At 33.6% G+C, this 1,201-nt stretch carries 2 protein-coding genes; both read right to left on the bottom strand.

Annotated features, from left to right (window positions below):
• Nucleotides 1–261: 261 nt before the first annotated feature.
• On the bottom strand, nt 262–597 hold the full coding sequence (locus B2145_RS12130) for a hypothetical protein (protein WP_291102601.1): 336 nt from the start codon (nt 595–597) through the stop codon (nt 262–264).
• Nucleotides 587–835 (bottom strand): hypothetical protein, encoded by a 249-nt coding sequence (locus B2145_RS12125; RefSeq protein WP_291102598.1) that lies wholly within the window; start codon nt 833–835, stop codon nt 587–589. Before B2145_RS12125 ends, B2145_RS12130 begins: the two co-directional genes overlap by 11 nt.
• Between the last annotated feature and the right edge of the window lie 366 nt (nt 836–1,201).

The raw sequence follows: 1,201 nt of genomic DNA, 5'->3' as shown, positions 1-1,201 counted from the left end.
AATCAACACAGAATCTATCGGGATTATTGGACTAATTTGAAATAACTAGCGGTATGAATTGACTTTTTTGAATTATTGTGTATTGTAAATTGGAATGGGCACGGAAAACAGTTCCGCGTTAGCATATCCGGGGTCAGGTTTTTTTGTTTATTGCGAAGTTGAGAGACTTCGTAATCGGGAGGATTTTTTTTGTTTGTTGTAGGTAACGAATTTATAAAAAAACGATCCGATAAAATGGAGCGTCTCTTTACTTTTTTAACACTAAAAATATTGTTTTACGATTTTGAGTAGGGTGGATTTTGATATTGTACTTTCTTCAGATTTATCATAGATTGTAAGTAAATTTATCTCGTAGTTGTCTTTAGTTTCCTCTACTAGATAAGTTATTATTCTAAAACCGCCACTTTTACCTCTTTGATTATCCTTGTTTGGAACTCGAATTTTGTAAATATTTGTCGTTAAAAGAATCCCCATTTTTGGATTTTCTAATAATAGTTCTTGTAATGTTGTTAGTTCTTCTTCGAGAGTTGGAAATTTTTTGACGAAACGTTTGTACCTACTATCAAATAATGGGACAGTAAATATTTTATTTTTCATTCAACAATTCTGTCAGGGTTTTTCTTTTGCCTTTTATATTCTTAATATCTTTTACTTCTTGCAATCCTATTTCAATTTGTTCTGATAAAGTAGGTTTTTTAGAATTAGGTTTTGAAGCTTTATCAAGACTTTCTATAATTTCGATTCCCTTGGCATCTTTAAAAAAAGTTTCCGCCATTGTCAAGAATGCTTTACCCGCTTTGGTGCGTTCATTTATTTTGATAGTTAGCGTTGTCATAATTGAAAGTTTTAAAATGCAAATATACAAAAATCGTGCAACAATATGGTAACTGGATTTTGCGACTGAATTTATGCCGGTTTGCTATCTGACTTGTAAGTGTCTAATCACCAAGTTTAGTTGTTTTCTGTGAAGCCCGCTCCTCAAAGCCGGAGACTTTGCGGAGCGGGGGGTGACTTAGGAGTTTTTTTGTTTGTTGCAAAGTTGAGGGATTTTGCAGAGCGGGGGCAAAATGTAAAATTGCTCCCGTTCAAGGGTGATTTTTAAAAAGCGAATTCCAGTACTCCAGTGTAAGGTGATACCATTACTCATTATATTTTACTCCAATCGTTCTGGTGTAATGCCGCTGTATATTTCATTTAGTTC

It is taken from the genome of Flavobacterium sp. UBA5153, from assembly GCA_002413745.1.
In the GTDB taxonomy this organism is placed as follows: Bacteria; Bacteroidota; Bacteroidia; order Flavobacteriales; family Flavobacteriaceae; genus Flavobacterium.
This window is presented reverse-complemented; position numbering and strand designations above follow the sequence as displayed.

Excerpts from the sequence above, each read along its gene's own strand:
- B2145_RS12130 (WP_291102601.1), bottom strand. The coding sequence starts at position 597 with ATGAAAAATAAAATATTTACTGTCCCATTATTTGATAGTAGGTACAAA.
- B2145_RS12125 (WP_291102598.1), bottom strand. The coding sequence starts at position 835 with ATGACAACGCTAACTATCAAAATAAATGAACGCACCAAAGCGGGTAAA.